Genomic DNA, 21,270 nt, shown 5'->3' with positions numbered 1-21,270 from the left:
TCTGTTACCGTGCGGGTATGGCAGCGAAGACGACCGACTCCCGGCTCGAGGATCAGTGGCGGGACATCCTGTCGGTGCACGCGCGCACCATGTGCGAGATCGACCGTGTGCTCCACCCCCACGGCCTGGGCGCCAGCGACTTCGAGGTCCTCGACATCCTCGCCGCCGAGACGCCCGCCCACGGCGACCAGTGCCGGGTGCAGAACATCGCCGGGCGCGTCCATCTGAGCCAGAGCGCGCTGTCCCGGCTGATCGGGCGGCTGGAGAAGGACGGCCTGGTGCGGCGCTCGGTGTGCGAGGAGGACCGGCGCGGCGTATGGGTGGCCCTGACCGAGAAGGGCCGCGCGCTGCACGCCGAGGTGCTGCCGCTGCAACGCGAGGTCCTCGCCCGCACGCTGACGTCCTGGCCCGGCCGACCCGTCTGACCTCTCGGCACGGGCTGGTCAGCCCGGCGCGCCGCCGTCCCGGCATCATGCGCGCGATCGCATGCGTGGCCGCTCCCTGTGAACCTGGTGGTCCGGGCGCCGCGGCGCGCACGACATGGGCCAGGACAACCGGAGGGACGTCATGGAACAGGTCGGAGACAAGCCGGAAGAGGTACGCAGGCATCTCGAGGAGCAGCAGCAGCTCGAGGAGCAGCAGCCGTCACGAAGCGGGGTCCGCCCGGACGACGAGGCCGAGCAGACGGCCGCCGGCGACGAGGCCGACGTCTCCGGCAGGGACGCCTAGGGTCCGTCCTCCAGATCGGCCCGCCCGGCCCTGGACCGGCCGCGCTCACTCCGCCGCGGGCCGCCGGTCCACCGGGCGGAGCGGCGGGATCTGGGGAGAGCCGAAGTCGCGGGGACCGCTCCACAGCGCGGGTACGGCGTCGCAGCGGCGGCACAGTTCGTATGCGATCGCCTCGTAGTTGACCCGCCAGCCCTGGAAGTGCGGCCAGGCTTCCCGCGCCGTCCGCTCCGCCATGAAGCCCGTCGCCTCCAGCATCGCCACGGCCGCGTCGAACTCCGTGAAGGTGAGGTGGATCGGGGCGTCGGGTGCCGGGTCGGCCTCGAACGGGAAGCGCAGCGAGCGGGCGATGTCGCGCAGGGCGGTGAACCCGGCCCGCAGCACCAGCCGGGCCTCCGGTGGCGCGGCGCGCGGCGCGAGGGAGAGCTGCATGGCCGCCGCGTCCATGACGGCGAGCATCCCGACCAGCCAGTTCCGGTACGGGCGCGGTGAGCGGAACGAGATCAGCACCGGGTAGGTGGAGTGGCTCTCGCCGATGTCGGCGGCCAGCCGCTCCCACGCACGGTACAGCTCGGGCAGCGCGGTCTCGGTGTCGACGAGCCACTGACGGGCCAGGATCTCCGGGCCCCAGGCGGGCTCGCCGGCCCGGGACTGCAGCAGGGTGACCTCCAGTTCACGGCGGTTGTAGGCGGCGTACAGGGTGGGCAGGTAGGCGATCTGCAGGGCGATGACCACGGGCCCGGTGGCCGCAGCGACGAAGTCCAGCGCGGACAGCCGCAGCCGCATACCGCTGGCGAAGCCGAGCGTGAACAGGCTGGAGCCCGCCTCACGGAACGCATTGCTCCAGCTCAGTGGGGACACGGAGTACAGCAGCAGGCCGTAACCCACGAGCGCCCCACCGAGCCAGATGGCGAGCATGCCGATCAGGATCAGCGGGGCGAGCCAGGTCTGTGCCCGGTCGATGTCCTCGTAGCGGCCGCTCGGCGCGGCCAGCCGCAGCAGCCGCCTCAGTGCCCACCAGAGCCGGTACACGAGGATCGAGTACAGCCCGCGGGGCACCACGAGAGTGCGTACGATGCTGGACAGCACGGCCACCAGGACCAGGGCACCGGCGACGCCGGAGATCCAACTCATGCGGTCATTGTGGACCGCGCGGCCCGGCCCGCCTCCGCACAGCCGGTGCGCTGCTCCAGGGCGTCGCGGGCCGCCACCCCCGACGCCGCCGTGCGCGCCGGCCCTACGGCCGGGCCAGCAGGTGACGCACCCCGTCCGAATTGAGGGTCAGGCCGTGCGGGGAGGCAGCGTCGATGGTCAGGGTGAGGTCGCCGGTGGGCCACTGGGACGCGAGCGCGCCGAGCGGCACCAGGCGGTAGCGGGAGACGAACGGCAGCAGGTCCGCCATCTCCGTCTCCGAGGTGAACACCGGCACGGTCTGTTCGCCGTCCGGCTGCTCCAGGACGGGCAGCGCGACGGTGTTCGGGTTGTTGGCGTCCTCCTCGCTGGCGTCGTCCGGCACGGGGACGAGCACATCGCTCCCGGCCAGCGTGTCCAGCGCCTCCGCGTCCCCGGCATCCACCGCAAGGGTGTCCAGTGCCGCCTGGGCCGCGGTCGGGTGGTGGTTCTTGTCCGGAGTGTCCATGGCAAATCCCCAGGTAGGTGCGGGCGGGAGGCCCCGGAACCAGTGGCTCCGGGCGCACTCCCGCCCACGTACCCATCCCGCGCCGGGCCATGCATGCCGCACGGATCAGGTGTCGGCCCGGTCAGGGGCACGACTGACGCGCAGGCGGGAACGGCCGTCGAGGGGGACGTCTGTCAGTCCCGCCGCTCCTCGAGCAGTTCCCCGGTGGTGACCACCCGGATCAGCGGACGGTACAGGTCCATCACGCGCAGCGCCCGGTCGTGGGCGGTGTCGTCGGCGCCCGCGCAGGCGTCGGCGACCACCAGCACCTCGACTCCCGCGTCCCCGGCGGCAAGAGCCGTGGACAGCACGCAGCAGTCGGTGCTGACACCGGCCAGCACCAGACGGCCCTCGGGTCCGACCCGCCCGGCCAGTTCGGGCGTCCACTTGCCGAACGTGGTCGCGTCCACCACGTGCCGCGCCACGGGGGCGAAGTCGTCGGTCAGCCGCCACAGCGGGGCCTGAGGCGGTTGCAGGGCGAAAGGCCACTGCTCGTAGTACGCCCGCCAGGCGCCCTCGGGCGTCCGGGGTGCCAGGAAGCGGGTGAAGGTGACGCGTTCCCCGAAGGCGGGCAGCAGGCGCCGTACCCCGTCCGCCGCCTCCCGGAAACGGGGGGCGGCCCAGGGGCTCGCGGGATCGGCGAAGACGCGCTGCATGTCGATCACGGCGAGCAGGTCGGCGGCGGTCATGCGATCGGTGCGCCTTCGTCCGCCGTCCGGCCCATGGCCTCCCGCTCCTGCCGGTGCGCACGCCCGCGGCCGAGGACGAGAGTGCCGAGGAAGCCCACCGCGAGGGCCGCGAGAACGCCGAGGTTGGCGTACGCCCAAGCGCCCGAGGTGCCGCCGAGGCCCAGGGGGCCGAGGAGATAGCCCTGCCAGTCCAGCCAGCTCGCGGCGGTGTTCGTCACCAGGCCCCAGCCGATCGCCGTGGCGGCGAGGGTCAGCAGCAGGGGGGTGAGCGGGACATCGCCGTAGCGGCCGCGCGGACGGTAGAGGTCGCCCTCGTGGTAGTCGCGGCGGCGCAGGGCCAGGTCGGCGAGCATGATGCCGCACCAGGCCGCGATGGGGACGCCGAGCGTCGTCAGGAAGCCCATGAACGGGCCGAGGAAGTCGCCGGCGAAGAAGACGATGTAGACCGAGCCCGCGATCATCAGGACGCCGTCGACCAGCGCGGCCAGGGGGCGGGGAATCCGCAGCCCGGCGGAGAGCAGCGCCAGGCCCGACGAGTAGATGTCCAGCACCGCGCCGCCCACCAGGCCGAGTACCGCGACCACCGCGAACGGGACCAGGAACCAGGTCGGCAGGATCGTGGTCAACGCGCCGATCGGGTCGGCGGCGACGGCCTTGCTGAGGGTGTCGGACGAGCCCGCCAGCAGCAGCCCGAAGACCAGCAGGAGCAGGGGGGCGACCGAGGCGCCGAAGGTGGTCCAGCCGATCACGCCGCGGCTCGAGGAGGTGCGCGGCAGGTAACGGGAGTAGTCCGCGGCCGCGTTGACCCAGCCGAGCCCGAAGCCCGTCATCATGAAGACCAGGGCGCCGATGAACTCCTGGGCGGAGCCGGCCGGATGTGCACTGACCGTGTGCCAGTGGATGTGGTCGGCGACGAGGACGATGTACACGACGGTGAGCACGCCCGTGACCACGGTGATCACGGTCTGCAGGCGCATGATCAGGTCGAAACCCATGACGCCGCCGACGACGGTCAGCGCGCCGACCAGGACGAGCGCCACCACCTTGGTCCCGGTGCCGCCGCCCCAGCCGAGCCGTCCGAAGACGGTGGCGGTGGCCAGGGTGGCGAGTGCGGTCAGGACCGTCTCCCAGCCGACGGTGAGCATCCAGGAGATCACCGACGGCAGCCGGTTGCCGCGCACACCGTACGCGGCGCGGCTGAGCACCATCGTCGGGGCCGAGCCGCGCTTGCCCGCGACCGCTATGAAACCGCAGAGCAGGAAGGAGAAGACGATCCCGATCGCCCCGGCTGCCAGTGCCTGCCAGAAGGAGATTCCGAAGCCGAGCGCGAAGGCGCCGTAACTGAGTCCCAGGACGGAGACGTTGGCCCCGAACCACGGCCAGAACAGCGTCCGCGGAGTGCCCTTGCGCTCGGCGTCGCCGATCACGTCGAGGCCGTGCGGCTCCACCTGGAACTGCCGTCCCCCGGGTCTGCTGTCGGAGGAGTCCGTCATCGTCGACCTGCCTGTCTGAACGCGTTCGCCACAGGCCCGGTCGGTCCGGGCCGGCGTCCAGGGTAAGCGCGCGCCGCGCACGGTTCACCCGGCTCTGCCGCCTGGCCCCTTCCCGGGGCGTTTCACCGCGTGGCCCACGATCACGGTCTCGGCGCCGTCGACCCCGAGGCCGCCGAGGTCCCGTGTGATGAACCGGTAGAGGTGTTCCAGGCCCCGTACCCAGATCGCGAGGTGCAGGTCGGCCGCGCGGGTGGTGGCGAAGGCGCCGTGCACCGCGGGGTGCGCGGCCGGCGTGCGCCCCACCTCATCGAGGCGGTCGGGTGCGACCCGCACCATGAGGCCGGCGTCGATGAGGAGCCCGAGCCCACCGTGGCCGGTAGAAACGGGTGGTGGCCCCGGGATCGCCGGGGCCACCGCTCATGTGTGCGCGTGTGCCGGATCAGGCGCCCGCGCGCTCCCTGCGGCGCAGGGTGAGGACGGTGCCGGTGGCGCCGGCCGCGACGAGGGCGCCCGCCGCGATGCCCACCGGGAGGGCGGGGAACGACGAGGCGTCCGTGCTGGCGGCCGTGTTCTGCATCGCCGGGCCGGGGGTGATGCTGGTCGCCACGGCCTTCACCGGGTGGATCGGGGCGACCGACTGCACCGAGCCGTCCGTGTTCAGCAGCACCTGCTTGTTGTTGGGGTGCCGGAAGTCGAACATGCCCGCGAGCGAGCCGGCGGTGGCGTCGAAGGAGTGGTCACCGATCCGGCCGGTGTGCCAGTTGTCCTCGATGAAGCGGATGATCGAGGACTGGTCGGTCTGCGTGTGGTCGACCTTGTTGACCTTGCTGTACGGGGAGACCACGAGCAGCGGCTGACGGGTGCCGGGGCCGCAGCGGTCCTGGTAGCCGCCGGCCGGGGCCGGGCCCGCCTGGCAGGCCGGGCTGTCGGTGGCCTTGCCGTTGGAGCCGGTGGAGGTGTCCGTGGAGCCGTTGCGCGGCTTGGCGTAGGCGTGGTCGTACCAGCCGTCGGAGTCGTCGTAGGCGATGACGACGGCCGTGGACTTCCACTGCGGCGACTTCTGGATGGCGTTGATCTCGCTCACCAGGAAGTGCTGTTCGTCGATCGGGTCCGAGTATCCCGCGTGACCGTCCTGGTACTCGGCGGCCTTGAGGAAGCTGACCGCCGGCAGCTTGCCCGCCTTCAGGGCCGCGTCGAAGTCGGTCAGGTCGTAGTTGTGGTTCGCCTGCCCGTTGTGGCCGATCTCGTCGACGCTCTTCGGCGGCAGGTGGTGCGGGTTGGACGTCGACTTGTAGTACTCGAACGGCGAGTGGTGCGGGCTGTAGTCGACGACGGCGGCACCGCCGACGTTGGTGTGCGTGGTGTCGCACTTGGCGTAGTCGCCCTGCTTGCCGTCCCACGCGGTGGACGGGCGGAAGCCGCCCTGGAACCAACCCCAGCTGACGTTCTTGGAGTTGAGCAGGTCACCGATGTTCTGGCCCTGCATCGCGGCCAGCGCGTTCTTGCTGGTGTGGTCCTTGCCGGAGCAGTCGTCGTAAGCCGGGTCCGGGTCGTTGATGACCGTGCCGACGCCCTTGGCGTCCGGCGAGACGACGGTGTACGAGTCCGGCGTCGAGGTCTGCTTGGGGTTCTCGGTGCCGGAGGCGGGGTCCACGGAGATGACGCCGTGCGTCTGACCCGCGACCAGGTTGAGCGCGCCGGGCGTGGACGGGCCGTAGACCGAGCTGTAGGAACGGTCGTTGAGGGCGTAGTGCTGGGCGTAGTTCCACAGCCCGGTCACCGTGTTGCCGTCGTAGTAGTCCATGACCAGGCCCGGCTCGCCGAACAGGTTGCCGGAGCACTTGCCGGAGTCGGTGTTCTGGACGAACTGGTCGTTCTTGCCGCCGTTGTACGCGTACTGCTCGGGCCCGTAGGCGTGGTTCTGGTCGCAGGTCATGGCCTGGGACGGGGTGAGCCGCTTGGGCGCGTACTGGTTGGGGTTCTTCGTCAGCAGCCCGGCGTTCGCCAGGGTGTCGATGTCCTTCGGGGTCTTCTTCGACGCCGTGAACTTCGTGCCGTCGGTGTTGGCGGCCTTCGGATAGGTCGCGAAGTAGTGGTCGAAGGAGATGTTCTCGTCGAAGAGGACGACCACGTGCTTGATGGGCGTGGCCGTCGAGGAGTCGGTCCCGTGGCCGTCCGGCGCTGCAGCCCAGGCGGGCGCGCCGGCCCCCAGGGCCGTGAGCGCGGCGGCGCCCGCGAGCGCGCCGAGGCTCCTCATCGTTGCTCGTCTACCTCTGCTGGCCATGCTGGTTCACCTTCCGGGCACGAACGTTATTGCGCCATACGGTCAGGGATGCTCTGCTCAAAGAACGGCACGATGCTGGAGGCACGGTGGCGGTCAAGTGAACACCGGGTCAGGGAAGCCAAGGAAAAACTTGACCGCCTGTTGACTCGGCGGCGGCCCATACACGTTCAGGACGTCCCGGCCAGCAGTTCCCGTCCGTACCAGTCACCGCTGTCCCGCACACCGGGCAGCGCGAAGAAGTAGCCGCCGCCGAATGGCTTGATGTAGTCGGTGAGGGGTTCGCCCGCGAGGCGGCGCTGCACGGTCTCGAACTGCCGGGCGGGGTCCTGCTGGTAGCAGCAGAACAACAGCCCCATGTCGAGGTTGCCGTTGCTGTCCAGGCCCGCGTCGTAGTTGTAGCCGCGGCGCAGGATCCGCTGGTCGGCCGTGGCCGCCGTGCGCGGGTTGGCCAGGCGTATGTGGGCGTCCAGGGGGATGACGTCGCCCTTGGGGTCGTTCGCGTAGTCGGGTGTGTCGTGCTCCGCGTTCCCGTCCAGGGGCGCGCCGGTCTCCCGGGACCGGCCGAACATCCGCTCCTGCTCGGTGAGGGAGACCCGGTCCCAGAACTCCACGAGCATGCGGATCAGCCGGACGACCTGGTAGCTGCCGCCGACGGCCCAGTCCGGTTCACCCAGGCCGGGGCCCACCCACACCAGGCGGTTCATCTCGCGGGCGTCGGTGGCGTCCGGGTTGGCCGTGCCGTCCCTGAAGCCCATCAGGTTGCGCGGTGTGCCCGAGGGACGGGGCGGGCTGGAGAATCCGTCGAGGCGCCAGCGGACCTGCAGGCCGCCACGGGTGTGCCGGGCGATGTCGCGCAGGGCGTGCAACACGGTGTCCGTGTCGTCGGCGTGCAGTTGGAGGCTGAGGTCGCCGTGGCACCACTCGGGTCTGAGGTCGTCGTCCGGGAAGGACGGCATCGTCGTCAGCCTGCGCGGGCGGCGAGCGGAGAGGCCGAAGCGGTCGTCGAAGAGGGATGCGCCGACGCCGACGGTCACCGCCAGCGCACCGGAGGGCAGCCGCTCGCCGAGGATGCCGGAGTCGGCGGGCGGGCCGGTGATGCCGACGGGCGAGGGCGTGCCGCCCGAGGTGAGGAAGCGGGCGCGGGCGGTGAGGGTGCGCAGGAGGTCGACCAGGTCGGCGCGGTTCTGGGCGGTCACGTCGAGGGCGGCGAACGCGGTCACCCGGCGCGGGGCGGCGAGCACCGACTGCTGGTGGGTGCCGTGGAACGGCGCGACGGGCGACGCACTCGCGCCGCCGGCGGCGGCCGGGGCCGCCGCGCCGCCCGCGGCGAGCCCGGCGCCCGCGAGGGCCGCACCGCGCAGGAAGCCGCGCCGCCCCACCCCACTGGTGTCCACGGACGCGCTCACACCGTCCTCCGCGGGTCGCAGAGTGTCGCCACCGAGGCGAGTCGCTCGACCAGGTCGTCGAGGACCGCGTCGACCTGCTCGCGCTGCGAGCGGTCCAGGCGGTCGAGCGGCGTCCAGCTCTCCCCGTGGTGGAAGCCGTCCAGCGTGTGCTGGGCGCGGTCCAGTTCCCGCTCGAGGCCGGGCAGGTCCGGGTACCGCGTGGTGAGCAGGGGGCGCAGCCGGGACAGCACGGCGCGGGTGCCGTCGAGGTTGGCGCGGGCGGTGGCGAGGTTGCTGCCGCTGCCGTAGTCGGTCCGCCCGGTCAGCTCGAACTGCACGGTGTTCTCCAGGATCTCGTGTGCCCTCAGGCCCAGCTGCGCCGGGTCCATACGGGCCTGCGCCCAGCCGTCGCGCAGCGCGGTGACCGCCTTGACGAGGGCGCCCGCCGGGGCGCGCAGGCCGGTGACGGTCCGGCCGTGCCACAAGCCGTACTCGATGCGGTGGAAACCGGTGAACGACGGGTCGTGGACGCCCCCGGCGAGCCCCGCGTCCGTTCCGTTGATCTGCTTGTCCGCGTCGCCGAAGGCGTCGTACGCCGCGCCCAGCCGCTCGTACTCCAGATGCGCGGGAAGCCAGGCGGCCCTGGCCTCCTCGAGGTCGCCTCGGTCGATGGCGTCGTTCAGCCGTCCGGTCAGCCGTACGACCTCGTCCAAGCCGCCCGCGACCCACTTCTGGTAGTCGATCGCCAGGGGGATCAGGTCGTGCTCGGTGACCGGGGCCGCCGCGGGCCCGGACCGTCCCGAGGTGATGCGGACGGTGGGACCGGTGACCGCGTCGGCGTCGTCGGGCACGCAGGTGAAGGCGTACGAACCCTTGCCGAGGCGCAGGGTCAACGTCCGGGTCGTGCCCGGTGCCAGGCCCTCCATCTCGCCGTAGACGGCCCTGGTGCGGGCGTCCTCGAGGTAGACCTCGGCGGGGCCGCTGGAGGTGTTGTGCAGATCGAAGACCTGCAGGCCGGGGACCGGCCGGTCCCAGCCCCGTCCGCAGCCGCTCGGTGACACCTCGACGGTGGTGTGCGGCAGCCCGTCGTCGGCGGCGGCCCGCGCGCGCCGGGCTCCGCCGAGGGTGGTGGCCAGCAGCGCCGTCGCCAGGACGAGGGCGAGGAGAGCTCCGCCCGCGGCCCAGAGTCGGGCCCGCCGTGATGCGAGGCCGGGCACCGGCATTTTGCTCCGCGCCTCCCCGGACGACGTGCGAACGTACCGACGCGCCCGGGTGGCGGGCGCGTCACTCATGCTAGGCAGCACCGTACGCCCGAACGGCCCTGCGACAGGTGCGGACACCAACAGTTTCGCCAGGGTTCACCGGGTGCTCGCCGGTCATGGTCGTCGTCAGTCCTGCGGACCGCTTCACCGTGCCACGCGCCCGCGCCCTTCGTACGCTGGTGCCCTCGGGGCATGTCACGGAGGTCTGCGATGCCCCGGAGCATCTGGTCGGGAGCGATCAGCTTCGGTCTGGTCACGATTCCGGTCAACGTGGTGCCCGCGACCGAGGACCACAGTGTGCGCTTCCACCAGTACCACTTGGAGGACATGGGCCGGGTCCGGGTGCGCAAGTACTGCGAGCTGGAGGACCGTGAGGTCCCGCCCGAGGAGATCGGCAAGGGCTACGAGCTGTCCAGGGAGCGGGTCGTGCCCGTGCTCGACGAGGAGCTGCGTGAGCTGCCGTTGCCCACGGCGAAGGCCATCGAGATCGCCGCGTTCGTGCCGGCCGGGTCGATCGACCCGCTGCGCATCGGCGAGGGCTACTACCTGCAGGCGTCCGGCACGGTCGCCGCGAAGCCGTACGCGCTGCTGCGCAAGGCGCTGGAGCGGACATCGAAGGTCGCGGTGGCGAAGTTCGCCTGGCACGGCCGGGAGAGGCTCGGGCTGCTGAGGGTGCGGGACGAGGCGATCGTGCTGCACGCGATGCGGTGGCCCGACGAGATCCGCGACCCGGGGGAGCTGGCTCCGCAGCAGGTCCGGCTCTCCGACGACGAGATCACCGAGGCGGAACATCTGATCGACCGTATGACCCGTGAGGACCTCCAGGGCCCCGACTTCGTCGACCACTACACCGAAGCGCTCGAGCAGGTGATCGAGGCCCGGCGTGAGGGGCAGGCGCCGCCCGAGATGCCTGAGCCGGAGGCGGGGCCCGGCAAGGTGCTGGATCTGATGACCGCGCTCCAGGCGTCCGTGGCCCAGGCGAAGGCCTTCCGCGGCGAGGAGACGGAGGCCGAGGTCCACGAGCTGCCGGAGAAGAAGGCCACCGTCGGCAGGGCGGCGAAGAAGGAGCCCGCCGAGAAGACCGCGGCGAAGAAGACGGCCGGGAAGAAGACCACGAAGAAGCCCGCGGCGAAGACCGCCCCGAAGGCCGGGGCGCAGAGCGCCACGCGGAAGGACACGGCACAGAAGAAGACCGCGGCGAAAGGGGCCGCGGCAAAGAAGACGGCGGAGAAGAGGACGGCCCGTCGGCCGCGCAGCGCCTAGGCACGGGCGCGGCCGACGGGGACCCCGCGCATCCGGGTCGTCCGCGACGCCGACCTGGGGGAAGCTGGAACTGCGGCCACTCGTTCATCCAGGGGCACACCATGGCGTTCCACGCGATATCCAAGCGGTACCCTCCGCGCCTGCCCGCGCACCTGCTCTCCCCCGCCGACCTGGCGACGGAGAACGAGCGGCTGCACGAGGAGAACGCGCAGCTGCGGCAGGCGGTGACCTCCCATGCCACCATCGACCAGGCCATGGGCGCCGTGGTCGTGCTGGGACGGATCGCGCCGGAGGAGGCATGGCGCGTCCTGCGCGACGTCTCCCAGCACACCAACACCAAGCTGCGGGTCGTCGCCGAGCACATCCTGAGGTTCGCACAGGGTGATGCCCTGCCCGACCCCGAGCTGAACCAGCTGCGGCAGGCGCTCAGCCGGTACGAGATCCGCTCCCGCGCCGACCGGCCCGACCGGTGAACCGCCGACCGGTCAGTCCTTCTCTCCGCGCCCCGTGAGCGCGTCACGGATACGGTCCACGAGGCCGGCGCCGGGCGCGAGCAGCTTGTTGGCCGGGGGCTTGTCCGGGGCGGCGGGGTGCGGGCGGGTCGGCGCGGTCTGCTTCGCCCGCCGGACCTTGTCGCCCAGCTCGTCGAGGGCTTCGGCGGAAGCCGTTTCGCCGAGCCTCGGGAAGAGGTTCCCCTCCTCGTCGGCCACATGGGACCGGATCTCGGTCATGAGCATCCCGATGAGCCGGTCGAACTCGGGGTCGTCGGCCTCGTGGCGCTCCAGATCCTTCATGATCTGTTCGGCCTTGGCGTGGTCCTCGAGCTCCTTGTCTGCCACCGCGTCCCCGTCGGGCAGGAACTGCCGTACGGCCGGGTAGAGGTAGGCCTCCTCGGCCACCGAGTGACGCACGAGCTCCATGACGGCCTGATCGGCGTACACCTTGCGGTTCTTGTCACCGGGCGGAAGTGCCTCGATCCGGCCGAAGAGCTCCTCCACTTCCCGATGGTCCGTCATCAGTTCGTTGATGACGTTCCCTCCATGGCCCATGTCCGCTGCCTCCTTGTGGATTCGGCTGGATACGGCGACCCCACGAGGGCTCGCCCGGCACACCGGGTGCCCCCGTCGACGGGCGGATAACCAGGCTGTCGCGGTAGGTGGAGGCCCCCGATCGTCCAGTGCGGGACGCGTCAGCGCGGCCACGAAGGTGCGACGGAGCTGTGCACGGCATCGAGATCCACGCAGCCCACCGTATGCGCACAACGAAAGGTTGTGCCTTCCTGTTGGATCGGTTGTTTGATCTCGCCATCTGCCACTCGCTTTGATGCCGACGGTCAGCGGCAGGTTGTTCGGGGCGGCGAGAGGTGCGTCGGGTATGGCGGGGAGACGGGCACTGGGGCGGCGGTTCGGCTGGTTGTGGGCGGCGTATGCGGTCAGCTCGTACGGCACAGGGCTCGGGTTCGGCGCGTTCTCCGTGCTGGCGGTTCTGGTGCTGCACTCCGGGCCGACCCAGGTGGCGGCGCTGTCCGCGGCGGGGCGGGCAGTGGGAGCCGTGGTGGCGGTGCCACTCGGTCCATGGGTGGAGTTCCGGCGTAAACGGCCGGTCATGGTGGCGATGGACCTGACCCGGTTCGCCGCGTTGATGAGTGTTCCCGCCGCGTTCGCGCTCGGCCGGCTCACCTTCGCCCAACTGCTTGTCGTCTCCGTCGTGGTCGCCGCGGCCAACATCGCCTTCAACGCGGCCGGCGGGGCGTATCTGAAGGCGCTCGTGCCCCGGGAGGACCTGCTCGTCGCGAACGGCCGGTTCGAGTCCACGATGTGGAGCGCGACGGTGGTCGGACCGCCGCTCGGCGGGGCGGCGATCGGGATGTTCGGCCCGGTGACGACCGTGGTGGCCGATGCGGTCAGTTACCTGCTCTCGGCGCTGGGCATCCGCGCCATCGGCGGGACGGAACCGCGCCCTGCGCGGACCGGCGCGCCGCGGCTGCGCGCAGGCGATCTCCTCGAAGGATGGCGCCACATCCTCACCCACCCCGCGCTGCGCCCGCTGTTCCTCAACACGATCGCGGTCAACGGCCTGATCATGGCCTCCGAGCCGCTGCTCGCCGTGCTCCTGCTGGGCCGCCTCGGGTTCACGCCCTGGCAGTACGGTCTCGCGTTCGCGGCCCCTTGTGTCGGTGGTCTCGTCGGCTCACGCCTGGCGCGCCGGCTCGTGGCGCGGTTCGGGCAGCACAAGGTGATGCTCACCGCAGGGGTGCTGCGTGCGTGCTGGCCTGTCGGACTGGCGTTCGTCCGGCCCGGTGTCCCCGGGATCGTCCTCGTCATCGCCGTGCAACTCGGCCTGGTCACCTGCATCGGCGTGTTCAACCCGGTGCTGGCCACCTACCGGCTCGACCACACCGGCCCCGACCGGGTCGCCCGTACCCTGGCCGCGTGGTCGGTCAGCAGCAGCGCCGCCATCGCGGCCCTGACCGCTCTGTGGGGTCTGCTGGCCGCCGTCACCGGCGCCCGCACCGCGATCGCGATCGCCGGGATCCTCCTCCTCGCCACCCCGCTGCTGCTCCCGCGCCGCGAGAACGCGCCCGGGAACACGAGGAAGCAGGCTGCCACCCTCACCTGACACATGCGCGTCGCCGGACGAAGGGCGCGTTGTCGACGACGGCTCTGGGTACTCGGCGCACATGAACGACAAGCACCGCAACCACGACAGTGACGAGCGGCGGACGGCCGAGCAGGCCGCCCGGGAGCAGCGCGAGGCCGAGGACCGGCGCGCCGCTTCGCGTCCGTTCGAGTACCCCTACCCGGAGCGCCGGGCGGGCGTCAGGGCCCGGCGCCGTGTGACGGAAGAGGACGCGGACGCCGACATGGCGCCCGGCGTTCCCGGCGGCTACGGCACCACCGGGGGCGGCCAGCCGGGCGGTACGGGCGCGGCCCATCCGCCCCGGCCTTCCCGGCAGCAGCGCGGGGAGGGCGACGGCGACACGCAGGAGCCCTGACGGTGCCCGCTGACAGGGCGACGCCACCGCCGGTGTCCGCCGGCGGTGGCGTCGCCCGTCTGCCGGTGCGCACGCGTCGAGCGTGCGCCCGCAAGTCTCAGGTGCGGCCCGACGATCCGGTGATCGCGTCCTTCACCCGGTCGACCATGGACGCGAAGGGACCGGTCAGCAACTGGGCCGCGGGCGATCCCGCAGCGGTGGGGTGCGGATGGGTCGGTGCCACCTTCTCGACCATCTGCAGCCTTGCCCCGAGGCCCTTGAGCTGCTCCTCGTCGCAACCGCGCCGCACCGCGGGGAACTCCTCCCGCTCCTCGTGCTCGGCGTGGTCGATGACGGCCTTCTCGAAGGCGGCGAGCTTCGCGTCGAACTCGGCGCTGGTGACGTCCATCTTCTCCAGCTCGGCGAGGACCTTGTTGGCCTCCTCCTCCTCGTGGTTGCGGGCCTCGGCCTCGGCGTCACCGGCCGTCCTCTTCGCGGTGGGGCGCAGGATCAGCTCCTCCGCGGTCTCGTGCACCGCCAGCAGCGCCCTCAGCTCGTCGAACGTCTGCTTCTTCTGTTCGCCCCGCGCACTCTTCACGTCGTCGAACAGGTCTCGGATACGTGCGTGCTGCTCCAGCAGGACGCGGACCACGTCGCCTTCCGGAAGCCTCGCCGCCTCCTTGCGTTCCATCGTCGCATTGCTCACGGCACTGCCCTCCTCTGAGCGTCGTCACTGGGCGGGTAACCCCATCCCCCTAGGACAAACAGAACGAACAGGGCACAGGTCGCACAGCGGCCTGCCGCAGGTGTCCCTCGTCGCACCGCCCCGTGAGGAGGAACGGGGGGCGTTGCGACGCACCTCTTGACCAGGCGCGATCAGGGGAAGATCGTGTGACCGGGCGGACCGGCACGCAGGAGGCGCCGTGACAAGCACATCAGCAGAGCCGCGGATGCCGGGCCTGGAGATCCGCTCCATCGACTACGTCCCACTCGACGAACGCCACGGCAAGCTGTGGCACCTCGGGCCCTTGTGGTTCATGTCGAACGCGCAGATCGCCACGCTGGCGGTGGGACTGATCAGCATCACCGAGGGCGGCAACCTCGTCTGGTCGCTCATCGCGATCGTGGCGGGGACCGTCGTCGGCACCTTCTTCATGGCCTTCCACTCGGCCCAGGGCCCGCAACTGGGGCTGCCCCAGATGATCCAGTCGCGGCCCCAGTTCGGCTATGTCGGGGCCCTTCTGGTGTGGCTCTTCGCCTACCTGCAGTACGCCGGGTTCAACGTCTTCAACACCATCCTGGCCGGGGACGCCCTGCACACCACGCTGCACGGAGGCGTCGACCTGTGGGTGGTCGTGGTCACCGTCGTCGCCTTCCTCGTCGCGCTGGTGGGCTACGACGTCATCCACCGGGCCGAGCAGGTGCTGACGTACACCTTCCTGGTCGTCTTCGGGATCTTCACGGTGGGCATCCTGGTCACCCTGCACTACCCGCCGGGCTCCTTCGACCTCGGCGCCTTCCGGTGGACGCCGTTCCTCGCCCAGTTCGGCGTGGTGGCCGGCTACCAGATCAGCTGGGCCATCTACGTCTCGGACTACTCGCGGTACCTCCCGCCGGACGTGACGGTCCGCAAGACCTTCTACTGGACCTACTTCGGGTCGGCGCTCGGCGGCATCTGGCTGATGGTGCTCGGGACGCTGCTCGCCGCCTGGGCGGGCAAGGACTTCGACACGATCCGCTCGATCGACGCCGCGGGCGACAAGGTGTTCAGCGGATTCGGCGCCATCGTGCTGCTGTTCGCCGCGCTGGGGCTGGTGTCGGTCACCGCGCTGAACATGTACGGCGGGTCGCTGACGCTCATCAGCGCCATCGACTCCTTCAGAAGGGTGCGCCCGACGCTCGCCGTACGGCTGGTGACCATCGGACTGACCGCGGCGCTCTCCCTGATCGGCGCACTGTCCGCGACGTCGGACTTCCTCCAGAACTTCAACAACTTCCTGCTGCTGGTGCTCTACCTGTTCATCCCGTGGACCGCGGTCAACCTCATGGACTACTACGTGGTGCGCCGCGGCCACTACGCCATCGCCGAGATCTTCAAGCCGCGCGGGATCTACGGGCGCTGGGGGTGGCACGGCATCATCGCGTACCTGGTCGGGTTCGCCGCCATGGTGCCGTTCTTCTCCGTCGCGAACCTCTACGTCGGGCCCGCCGCCGAGGCGCTCGGCGGAGCCGACATCTCCCTGTTCGTCGGACTGCCGGTCGCCGCGCTGCTGTACTGGCTGCTGACACGCTCCATCGATGTGGAGGCCGAGAGCCGACTGGCCGAGGCGGAGGCCGCGGAACTGGAACGAGCGGCACACGAGCACCGCGAACCGTAGCGCCCGTCCTCGGATCACCTCATACGGCGGTCACGACCAGCGCGGCCTGGTCGTCCAGGGAGGTGTCGTGCGTGAAGGCGGCGACGGCGGTGGTGACGGACTCCAGCAGGGCGGCGGCGGTGGGCGGAACCGTGGTCAGCGTGTCGGCCAGCCGTTCCTCACCGAACAGCTCGCCCTCCGGGGACCGCGCTTCGGTGATGCCGTCCGTGACGAGGACCAGGCCGTCGCCCGGGTGCAGGTCGACGCGCGCGGGTGATCCCACACCGCCCAGGCCGAGGCCCAGCAGCAGGCCGGGCGGCACGAGCCGCTCGACGGTGCCGCCTGCGCGGCGCACGAGCGGCGGCACATGGCCGGCGCGCATGAGGGTCACCGCCTGTCCGGTGGCGGTGTGCCGCAGCTCGCCGTAGACGAGCGACACGAACAGGTCCTGGCCCTCGGTGTGCTCGGCCAGAGCGTCGTTGATCGCGGCGACCACGGACACGGGGTCGCGCAGCAGACGGGCGACCGCACGTGCCGTGTGCCGGACCATACCGGTCGTGGTGGCGGCCACCGCTCCGTGACCGCACACGTCGCCGATCATGACGGCCCACCGGTCGCCGGGCAGAGGGAAGACGTCGTAGAAGTCGCCGCCGACGTCGAGGCCCTCGCCGGCCGGATGGTACGAGGCCGCCAGGGCCGCGCCCGGCACGTGCGGCAGCTTCGGTGGCAGCAGCCCGGCCTGGAGCTCGTGCGCGAGCCGCACCCGGTGCGTGAACTGGCGGGCGTTGTCCGCACTCATGGCCGCCCGGCCGGCGAGTTCTTCGGCCAGTGCGACGACGTGGCCGTCCCAGTCCCGGTCGACGGCCAGCAGCGCCAGGGCACCGAACGTGGACCCGCGAGCCGTGAGCGGTACGCACAGGTAACCGGCTCCGCGCCCGCCGGGCACTGTGCCGGGGCGGAGGAGGAGGGACCCGGTCTCCGTCGTGCCGGAGGCCAGCACGCGGGCGACCGCGCGGTCCACCACCTCGCACCACTCCGGTGCCACGAGCAGCTTCTCGTCCGCCCGGGGCGCGGCCGCGGAGGCGATCCGGCTGCGGTGGCCGCCGTCGGCCACGTAGACGGCGCACAGCTGCGCCAGTCCCGGGACCGTCAGCTGGGCCAGACGCCGCAGACTGTTCGCGTAGTGCTGTTCGCGCGCGATGGCGGTGCTCGCCTCCAGGACGAAGGCCAGGTCTTCGCGGGCCGAGGTCTCACGCTGCCGCGCGGCTCGGCCCGCCGCCACGGCCTGGTGCCGCTCGATGGCCAGGGCCGCGACGCGCGTGAAGGCGGCGCCGAGGGCCAGGTCCTTCAGTTCCGGGATCTTCGGCGTCCGGTGGTACATGGCGAACGTGCCCAGCAACCGGCCGTCCGTGCTCAGGATCGGGGTGGACCAGCAGGCCCCGACCCCCGCCCGCTTCGCCAGCTCGCGGTACTCCGCCCACAGTGGATCGGTGGCGATGTCGGTACAGACCACCGGGGCGCGCCGGTACGCGGTGGTGCCGCAGGATCCCTGGCCCTCTCCGATCGGGACCCCGTCGATCGCCTCGTTGTAGAAGTCGGGCAGGCTCGGGCCGGTGCCGTGCCGCAGCCGCCGGCCGTCGGCGTCGACGAGCAGCACCGAGACGAGCAGGCCCGGGGAGAAGTCCTCGATCGTCCTGGCCATGCCGGTGAGAATCTCCTGCAGCGGGGCCTCGCGCGCGATCTGCTCCAGCAGGGCGCGCTGCTCGGCCGCCAGCAGCTGCGTGTCACGGTAGGCGGTGGTGTCCATGGCGATCACCACGACCCCGTCGACCCTGCCCACGGCGTCCCGCCGGGGCTCATAGGTGAGGTCGAAGATCCTCTCCTGCTCCGCCCCCGGCTCCCCGAGGACAAGCCGTTTGTCCCGGGTGCGGTAGGGAACGCCGGTGCGGTACACCTCTCGGATGCGGTTGATCACGCCCTGCAGAGCCGCACCGGGCATCAGCTCGACGATCGGTACGCCGGTCCGCCTCCGGCCGCCGCAGACGATGTCGAAGAACGCCGAGTTCGCGGTCTCCACGATGTGCCCGGGACCGCTCAGGGAGGCGAAGATCACCGGGGCCGGTCCGAACAGGTCCGCGTCCGGCGGCCACTGGGGGGAGAGCATGGTCGCACCGGGCGGTCCTGGGACATCGGGCCTTATGGACATGACCGGGTCCCCTTTCCACCGTCCACTTCCAGACAATTTATACGTCTTTTTAGCGGAATTTCAGGGGTGAGCGGATTTTGGTCTCATTCGGAGAGGGGCGGGCTATGCGGTGTCCACAAACGGACGACGCCCGGGCCGGCCGTGCGGGCCTGCCCGGGCGTCGTGATCGGGACGATCAGACGAGGTCGAACCGGTCGAGGTTCATCACCTTGTCCCACGCCGCGACGAAGTCCTTGACGAACTTCTCCTTCGCGTCGTCACTGGCGTAGACCTCCGCGAGCGCGCGCAGCTCGGAGTTGGAGCCGAAGACGAGGTCGACCCGGCTGCCGGCCCACTTCAGCTCGCCGGTGGCGGCGTCACGGCCCTCGAACGTGGTCTGGTCCTCGGAGGTCGCCTTCCACGTCGTGCCCAGGTCGAGCAGGTTGACGAAGAAGTCGTTGGTGAGGACGCCGGGCGTCTTGGTGAAGACACCGAGCTGCGAACCCTGGTGGTTGGCGCCGAGGACGCGCAGACCGCCGACGAGGACGGTCGTCTCGGGGGCGCTCAGGGTGAGCAGGTTCGCCTTGTCGAGCAGCAGGTACTCGCCCGGCAGGCGGTTGCCCTTGCCCAGGTAGTTGCGGAAGCCGTCCGCCGTCGGCTCCAGCGCCTCGAAGGACTCGACGTCGGTGTGCTCCTCGCCCGCGTCCACGCGGCCCGGGGTGAAGGGCACCTCGACCTCGAAGCCGGCTTCCTTGGCGGCCTTCTCCACGGCGGCGGCACCGCCGAGGACGATGAGGTCGGCCAGGGAGACCTGCTTGGCGCCGGAGGAGGCGTTGAACTCCTGCTGGACGCCCTCGAGGACGCGCAGCACCTGGGCGAGCTGGTCCGGGTCGTTGACCTCCCAGCCACGCTGCGGGGCGAGGCGGATGCGGGCGCCGTTGGCGCCGCCGCGCTTGTCGCTGCCGCGGAAGGTGGAGGCGGACGCCCAGGCGGTGGTGACCAGCTGGGACACGGTGAGGCCCGAGTCGAGCAGCTTGGTCTTCAGGGTCGCGATGTCCGCGTCGTCGATCAGCTCGCCCTCGCGCCGGGGCAGCGGGTCCTGCCACAGCAAGGTCTCCTCCGGGACCTCCGGACCGAGGTACAGCGACTTCGGACCCATGTCGCGGTGGGTGAGCTTGTACCAGGCGCGGGCGAAGGCGTCCGCGAATTCCTCCGGGTTCTCGTAGAACCGGCGGGAGATCGGCTCGTAGATCGGGTCGAAGCGCAGCGACAGGTCGGTGGTGAGCATCCGCGGGCGGTGCCTCTTCGACGGGTCGTGCGCGTCGGGGATGATCTCCGGGGCGTCCTTGGCCACCCACTGGTGGGCGCCGGCCGGGCTCCGCTCGAGCTCGTACTCGTACTCGAAGAGGTTCTTGAAGAACCCGTTGCTCCACTGGGTCGGCGTGGCGGTCCAGGTGACCTCCAGGCCGGACGTGATGGCGTCCGCGCCCTTGCCGGTGCCGTAGGTGCTCTTCCAGCCCAGGCCCTGCTCCTCCAGCGGGGCGGCCTCGGGGTCCGCGCCGACGTGGTCCGCCGGGCCCGCACCGTGGGTCTTGCCGAAGGTGTGGCCACCGGCGATCAGGGCGACGGTCTCCTCGTCGTTCATCGCCATGCGGCGGAACGTCTCACGGATGTCGCGGGCCGCGGCGATCGGGTCCGGGTTGCCGTTCGGGCCCTCCGGGTTGACGTAGATCAGGCCCATCTGGACCGCGCCGAGCGGGTTCTCCAGCTCGCGGTCGCCGGTGTAGCGCTGGTCGTCGAGCCAGGTGGTCTCGGGACCCCAGTAGACGTCCTCCTCCGGCTCCCAGACGTCCTCGCGGCCGCCACCGAAGCCGAAGGGCTTGAATCCCATCTGCTCCAGGGCGACGTTGCCGGTGAGGATCATGAGGTCGGCCCAGGAGATGCTCTGGCCGTACTTCTTCTTGACCGGCCACAGCAGACGGCGGGCCTTGTCGAGGTTGCCGTTGTCCGGCCAGCTGTTGAGCGGGGCGAAGCGCTGCTGGCCGGCGCCGGCGCCGCCGCGGCCGTCGCTGATGCGGTAGGTGCCCGCGCTGTGCCAGGCCATGCGGATCATCAGCGGGCCGTAGTTGCCGAAGTCGGCGGGCCACCAGTCCTGCGACGTGGTCAGCACCTCGGCGATGTCCCGCTTCACCGCCTGCAGGTCGAGGGACTTGAACGCCTCGGCGTAGTCGAACTCCTCACCGAGGGGATTGGCCACGGCGGGGTTCTTGGCGAGGATCTTCAGGTTGAGCCGCTCCGGCCACCACTGGCGGTTGCCGCCGCCCTGCGTCGGGTGCAGGGCGCGCCCGTGCGCGACGGGGCAGCCGCCGCCTCCACCCTCCGTCTTCGGGTCTGTGACGACTGCGTCGTGGTTCTCGGTCATGGCAATCCTTCCGGATGAGAGCGGATCACGGTGCTCAGGAACTGCGGGCGGTGGAACATGCGGAGCACAGGCCCCAGTAGACGACCTCGGCCTCGTCGATCGAGAAGCCGTGGTCGTCGGACGCGGTCAGGCAGGGCGCCTCGCCGACCGCGCAGTCGACGTCGGCGACGGCGCCGCACGACCGGCACACGACGTGGTGGTGGTTGTCGCCGACGCGTCCCTCGAACCGGGCGGGGCTGCCGGCCGGTTCGATACGGCGTATGAGCCCCGCCGCGGTGAGCGCGTGGAGGGCCTCGTACACGGCTTGAAGCGAGATGTGTCCTACGCGGTCGCGCACTCCGGAGGCGATCGCCTCGACGCCGAGGTGATCGCCTTCCCGGACGGTCTCCAGCAGCGCGACGCGGGCCGCCGTCACCCGCAGGCCGGCACCGCGCAGCTCCTCGGCGGTGGTCGGAGTCCGGGATGCGGTCATGGCGTCGAACCTACCCCCGCAAACACGAATAGTTCAAGAAAACGAGCGAACCAACTTTTGGTGCGTCGCGGCGGGGACCG

General features: G+C 71.2%; 20 protein-coding genes. 7 read left to right on the top strand and 13 right to left on the bottom strand.

The genetic code is table 11. The features are described from left to right. Nucleotides 1-17: 17 nt before the first annotated feature. Together SY2F82_RS14600 and SY2F82_RS14595 are read left to right on the top strand one after the other, a co-directional pair. Entirely contained in the window at nt 18-425 is a 408-nt protein-coding gene (locus tag SY2F82_RS14600) for a MarR family winged helix-turn-helix transcriptional regulator (protein WP_200419494.1), read from the top strand. 142 nt (nt 426-567) lie between these two features. Continuing rightward, complete coding sequence (locus SY2F82_RS14595; RefSeq protein WP_200419493.1) at nt 568-729, top strand: hypothetical protein; 162 nt, start codon at nt 568-570, stop codon at nt 727-729. Between the two features lie 45 nt (nt 730-774). Here SY2F82_RS14595 and SY2F82_RS14590 read toward each other — a convergent pair whose 3' ends face one another. The 8 genes from SY2F82_RS14590 to SY2F82_RS14555 form a co-directional block, all read right to left on the bottom strand. After that, nucleotides 775-1,860, bottom strand: coding sequence for a hypothetical protein (locus SY2F82_RS14590; protein ID WP_200419492.1), 1,086 nt, complete (start codon nt 1,858-1,860; stop codon nt 775-777). A gap of 103 nt (nt 1,861-1,963) precedes the next feature. Then, nucleotides 1,964-2,365: an SseB family protein gene (locus SY2F82_RS14585; protein WP_103844916.1), complete on the bottom strand. Its 402-nt coding sequence runs from the start codon at nt 2,363-2,365 to the stop codon at nt 1,964-1,966. Between the two features lie 173 nt (nt 2,366-2,538). Continuing rightward, on the bottom strand, nt 2,539-3,093 hold the full coding sequence (locus SY2F82_RS14580; RefSeq protein ID WP_200419491.1) for a cysteine hydrolase family protein: 555 nt from the start codon (nt 3,091-3,093) through the stop codon (nt 2,539-2,541). Next, a complete protein-coding gene (locus SY2F82_RS14575) occupies nt 3,090-4,586 on the bottom strand; it encodes a cytosine permease (RefSeq protein ID WP_200419490.1) in 1,497 nt (498 codons plus the stop codon). The genes SY2F82_RS14580 and SY2F82_RS14575 overlap by 4 nt, the downstream gene beginning before the upstream one ends. An 84-nt stretch (nt 4,587-4,670) precedes the next feature. Next, nucleotides 4,671-5,000, bottom strand: a complete 330-nt coding sequence (locus tag SY2F82_RS14570) for an Lrp/AsnC family transcriptional regulator (RefSeq protein ID WP_236041463.1) — start codon at nt 4,998-5,000, stop codon at nt 4,671-4,673. A 25-nt stretch (nt 5,001-5,025) separates the two neighbouring features. Further along, nucleotides 5,026-6,843 (bottom strand): phospholipase C, encoded by a 1,818-nt coding sequence (locus SY2F82_RS14565; protein ID WP_236041462.1) that lies wholly within the window; start codon nt 6,841-6,843, stop codon nt 5,026-5,028. 194 nt (nt 6,844-7,037) lie between these two features. Then, complete coding sequence (gene efeB / locus SY2F82_RS14560) at nt 7,038-8,276, bottom strand: iron uptake transporter deferrochelatase/peroxidase subunit (protein ID WP_236041461.1); 1,239 nt, start codon at nt 8,274-8,276, stop codon at nt 7,038-7,040. Continuing rightward, a complete protein-coding gene (locus SY2F82_RS14555; protein ID WP_200419488.1) occupies nt 8,273-9,478 on the bottom strand; it encodes an EfeM/EfeO family lipoprotein in 1,206 nt (401 codons plus the stop codon). Before SY2F82_RS14555 ends, efeB begins: the two co-directional genes overlap by 4 nt. A gap of 249 nt (nt 9,479-9,727) precedes the next feature. On the opposite strand from SY2F82_RS14555, the gene SY2F82_RS14550 reads away from it, so the two are divergent. Continuing rightward, a complete protein-coding gene (locus tag SY2F82_RS14550; protein ID WP_200419487.1) occupies nt 9,728-10,780 on the top strand; it encodes a Ku protein in 1,053 nt (350 codons plus the stop codon). Nucleotides 10,781-10,881: 101 nt separating this feature from the next. Further along, nucleotides 10,882-11,253, top strand: coding sequence for an ANTAR domain-containing protein (locus SY2F82_RS14545; RefSeq protein WP_200419486.1), 372 nt, complete (start codon nt 10,882-10,884; stop codon nt 11,251-11,253). A 12-nt stretch (nt 11,254-11,265) separates the two neighbouring features. On the opposite strand, the gene SY2F82_RS14540 is transcribed toward SY2F82_RS14545, so the two are convergent. Beyond that, the gene (locus SY2F82_RS14540; protein ID WP_200419485.1) at nt 11,266-11,829 is read right to left on the bottom strand and encodes a hemerythrin domain-containing protein; all 564 of its coding nucleotides are present in this window, start codon (nt 11,827-11,829) and stop codon (nt 11,266-11,268) included. A 325-nt stretch (nt 11,830-12,154) separates the two neighbouring features. Here SY2F82_RS14540 and SY2F82_RS14535 point away from each other — a divergent pair, with 325 nt between their 5' ends. Both SY2F82_RS14535 and SY2F82_RS14530 read left to right on the top strand, forming a co-directional pair. Beyond that, nucleotides 12,155-13,399 carry an MFS transporter gene (locus SY2F82_RS14535; protein ID WP_200419484.1) on the top strand — a complete coding sequence of 415 codons (1,245 nt, stop codon included), beginning with the start codon at nt 12,155-12,157 and terminating at the stop codon, nt 13,397-13,399. 61 nt (nt 13,400-13,460) lie between these two features. Beyond that, a complete protein-coding gene (locus SY2F82_RS14530; protein ID WP_200419483.1) occupies nt 13,461-13,775 on the top strand; it encodes a hypothetical protein in 315 nt (104 codons plus the stop codon). A gap of 97 nt (nt 13,776-13,872) precedes the next feature. Here the strand turns inward: SY2F82_RS14530 and SY2F82_RS14525 are convergent, their stop codons facing one another. Next, on the bottom strand, nt 13,873-14,460 hold the full coding sequence (locus SY2F82_RS14525) for a hemerythrin domain-containing protein (RefSeq protein WP_200419482.1): 588 nt from the start codon (nt 14,458-14,460) through the stop codon (nt 13,873-13,875). Between the two features lie 217 nt (nt 14,461-14,677). Between SY2F82_RS14525 and SY2F82_RS14520 the strand changes: the two genes are divergently transcribed. Next, entirely contained in the window at nt 14,678-16,132 is a 1,455-nt protein-coding gene (locus tag SY2F82_RS14520; RefSeq protein WP_236041459.1) for a cytosine permease, read from the top strand. A gap of 19 nt (nt 16,133-16,151) precedes the next feature. Here the strand turns inward: SY2F82_RS14520 and SY2F82_RS14515 are convergent, their stop codons facing one another. From SY2F82_RS14515 to SY2F82_RS14505, 3 genes are all read right to left on the bottom strand, one after another. Then, a complete protein-coding gene (locus SY2F82_RS14515; RefSeq protein WP_236041457.1) occupies nt 16,152-18,275 on the bottom strand; it encodes a SpoIIE family protein phosphatase in 2,124 nt (707 codons plus the stop codon). Nucleotides 18,276-18,492: 217 nt separating this feature from the next. Then, on the bottom strand, nt 18,493-20,718 hold the full coding sequence (katG, locus tag SY2F82_RS14510) for a catalase/peroxidase HPI (protein WP_200419480.1): 2,226 nt from the start codon (nt 20,716-20,718) through the stop codon (nt 18,493-18,495). Between the two features lie 34 nt (nt 20,719-20,752). Next, complete coding sequence (locus SY2F82_RS14505; RefSeq protein WP_200419479.1) at nt 20,753-21,190, bottom strand: Fur family transcriptional regulator; 438 nt, start codon at nt 21,188-21,190, stop codon at nt 20,753-20,755. Nucleotides 21,191-21,270: the final 80 nt, after the last annotated feature.

This window comes from Streptomyces sp. Y2F8-2 (assembly GCF_014905555.1).
Classification (GTDB): domain Bacteria; phylum Actinomycetota; class Actinomycetes; order Streptomycetales; family Streptomycetaceae; genus Streptomyces; species Streptomyces cynarae.
The sequence above is the reverse complement of the archived record's forward strand: the minus strand, read 5'-3'. Positions and strand labels throughout refer to the sequence as shown.

Bases quoted from the DNA above. Each gene is read 5' to 3' on its own strand.
- SY2F82_RS14580 (WP_200419491.1), bottom strand. From the start codon at position 3,093: ATGACCGCCGCCGACCTGCTCGCCGTGATCGACATGCAGCGCGTCTTC.
- SY2F82_RS14505 (WP_200419479.1), bottom strand. From the start codon at position 21,190: ATGACCGCATCCCGGACTCCGACCACCGCCGAGGAGCTGCGCGGTGCC.
- SY2F82_RS14585 (WP_103844916.1), bottom strand. From the start codon at position 2,365: ATGGACACTCCGGACAAGAACCACCACCCGACCGCGGCCCAGGCGGCA.
- SY2F82_RS14555 (WP_200419488.1), bottom strand. From the start codon at position 9,478: ATGCCGGTGCCCGGCCTCGCATCACGGCGGGCCCGACTCTGGGCCGCG.
- SY2F82_RS14515 (WP_236041457.1), bottom strand. From the start codon at position 18,275: ATGCTCTCCCCCCAGTGGCCGCCGGACGCGGACCTGTTCGGACCGGCC.
- SY2F82_RS14550 (WP_200419487.1), top strand. From the start codon at position 9,728: ATGCCCCGGAGCATCTGGTCGGGAGCGATCAGCTTCGGTCTGGTCACG.
- SY2F82_RS14545 (WP_200419486.1), top strand. From the start codon at position 10,882: ATGGCGTTCCACGCGATATCCAAGCGGTACCCTCCGCGCCTGCCCGCG.
- SY2F82_RS14530 (WP_200419483.1), top strand. From the start codon at position 13,461: ATGAACGACAAGCACCGCAACCACGACAGTGACGAGCGGCGGACGGCC.
- SY2F82_RS14575 (WP_200419490.1), bottom strand. From the start codon at position 4,586: ATGACGGACTCCTCCGACAGCAGACCCGGGGGACGGCAGTTCCAGGTG.
- SY2F82_RS14565 (WP_236041462.1), bottom strand. From the start codon at position 6,843: ATGAGGAGCCTCGGCGCGCTCGCGGGCGCCGCCGCGCTCACGGCCCTG.
- SY2F82_RS14590 (WP_200419492.1), bottom strand. From the start codon at position 1,860: ATGAGTTGGATCTCCGGCGTCGCCGGTGCCCTGGTCCTGGTGGCCGTG.
- SY2F82_RS14535 (WP_200419484.1), top strand. From the start codon at position 12,155: ATGGCGGGGAGACGGGCACTGGGGCGGCGGTTCGGCTGGTTGTGGGCG.
- SY2F82_RS14595 (WP_200419493.1), top strand. From the start codon at position 568: ATGGAACAGGTCGGAGACAAGCCGGAAGAGGTACGCAGGCATCTCGAG.
- SY2F82_RS14600 (WP_200419494.1), top strand. From the start codon at position 18: ATGGCAGCGAAGACGACCGACTCCCGGCTCGAGGATCAGTGGCGGGAC.
- katG (WP_200419480.1), bottom strand. From the start codon at position 20,718: ATGACCGAGAACCACGACGCAGTCGTCACAGACCCGAAGACGGAGGGT.
- SY2F82_RS14540 (WP_200419485.1), bottom strand. From the start codon at position 11,829: ATGGGCCATGGAGGGAACGTCATCAACGAACTGATGACGGACCATCGG.